This is a genomic window from Azospirillum rugosum, from assembly GCF_017876155.1.
GTDB classification, from domain to species: domain Bacteria; phylum Pseudomonadota; class Alphaproteobacteria; order Azospirillales; family Azospirillaceae; genus Azospirillum; species Azospirillum rugosum.
The window spans coordinates 1-1,622 of record NZ_JAGINP010000060.1 but is presented as its reverse complement, the minus strand read 5'-3'; the positions used below and the strand labels follow the sequence as shown (position 1 = coordinate 1,622).

The window sequence follows — 1,622 nt, the reverse complement described above, 5'->3', positions numbered from 1 at the left end:
TCTAGCCGCCTTTATTCACCAGGGTAACGAGCGGTCTGGTCGCCGAGCGGAGGTACTCAGCGTAGGGTTGTATTGGCGCACGCCGTCCGCCGCCGCGCTGATGGCGGCGTGACGCGGGCGGAGTTGGTGGTGGACGGGATTGGGTGAGGGCTGGGGCACGCTGCCCCGGTGCTCAGCAGATGAGCCGCGGCAGGCGCCCGAGGGCGAGGTGGATGATCGCCTGATCAGGCGCGCTGGTCGGCAGGTGCACCTTGATCTGGGTCTTCATCTCCACGATGCGCGCGGCGATCTTCACCAGGCGCAGCCGCAAGGTGTCGAACTGGACCGAGCGCCAGCGGGAGCGCTTTGGCATCAGCGAGCGCAGGCTCCACAGCAGCCAGTACGCCCCGGCGTGCAGGAAGAGGCGGAACTGATTGGCCGTGGCCTTGGTGCACGAGGTCCGGTCTGCGGCAAGGTGGGATTTCCAGGCTTTTATATGATTTTCCGCCTGTCCCCTCGCGCAGTACAGGTCCGCGTACAGCCAGCGTCCGGTGCCATGGCGCAGATTGGTGACGATAAAGCGCGTGTCGGTGCCCTGATCTCCCGCCTCGACGCGCGCGACGATGCGCCTCACCCGGCTCCAGGTGCTGGCGCCATCGTAGAACTCCTTGAAGCGGCGCACCTTGTCGGCTCCGGGCGTGGCCTGGAAGCGGGCGGCGGTGCTGGCCTCCAGGGTGGTCACATGACGACGCAGCGTGCGGCTGGTCGGCAGACCGAGCACGTAGTCGATGCCCGCGGCCTCACACCAGTCCAGCACCTCCGGGCAGGCGTAATGGCCGTCACCACGGAGGAGGATCTCGGTGTGCGGCCAGTTCGCCCGGATGGCGCGGAGCAGGCGGCGCAGGAAAGCCCGGATTTCCGTGCCTTTGGGCCGCTTGGCCGGGCGCAGCACGGCGGTGACGAAGCGGCCGTCGCCGTCGAAGACGACGATAGGCTGGAAGCCGTACTCGTCGTAATGCGCGTTGAACAGGCGCAACTGCTGGCCGCCATGCACCGCATCGAAGGTGTCGTCCACGTCCAAAACGATGCGCTTGGGCACCTGGCGGAAGGAGGCGCAGTAGAGATCGACCATGGCCCGGCCCATGCGCAGCAAGGCGCGGGTATCCGGCAGGTTTTCCAGGCGCGAGATGGTGGCTTGCGAGCACAGGTCGCGCTCGGATGGCAGGCGCTCCAGGGCCATCTTGAACAGCGGGTCGGAGCGCAGGCTGGCGGCGTCGTTGGCGTCCTCGTAGCCCGCCGCGATCGCCAGCAGGCGGAAGCCGATGATGTCGGCCAACGAATGCGTGGTGCGGGTGGGATCGCGCGGGTCCTCAATGCAGGCGGCCAGACGATCGGCAACCCCCAGCCGCTTCGCCACCTCCCGCAGCACCAGCAGTCCGCCATCGGAGGACAAGCGGCCGCCATCAAAGCGCCCGATCACCGGCTTTCCAGCAACGGGTGACAGGCCGGGCAGCGGCAGGGTATGATCAACCATGGCGGGTGGGCGCTCCGGAAACGGCGGGGATTGGCTTCAGCACCCAAATCCTACGGCCGCTCAACGGATGCCGCTACACCCGCCAACCCTCATGAATTTTTCCGGCTAG

The 1,622-nt window shown here is 67.2% G+C and carries 1 protein-coding gene; it reads right to left on the bottom strand.

The annotated features are described in order from the left end of the window. Window positions 1-172: 172 nt before the first annotated feature. The gene (locus J2851_RS35410; RefSeq protein ID WP_209774076.1) at window positions 173-1,513 is read right to left on the bottom strand and encodes an IS1380 family transposase; all 1,341 of its coding nucleotides are present in this window, start codon (window positions 1,511-1,513) and stop codon (window positions 173-175) included. Window positions 1,514-1,622 lie beyond the last annotated feature (109 nt).

Bases quoted from the DNA above. Each gene is read 5' to 3' on its own strand.
- J2851_RS35410 (WP_209774076.1), bottom strand. From the start codon at position 1,513: ATGGTTGATCATACCCTGCCGCTGCCCGGCCTGTCACCCGTTGCTGGA.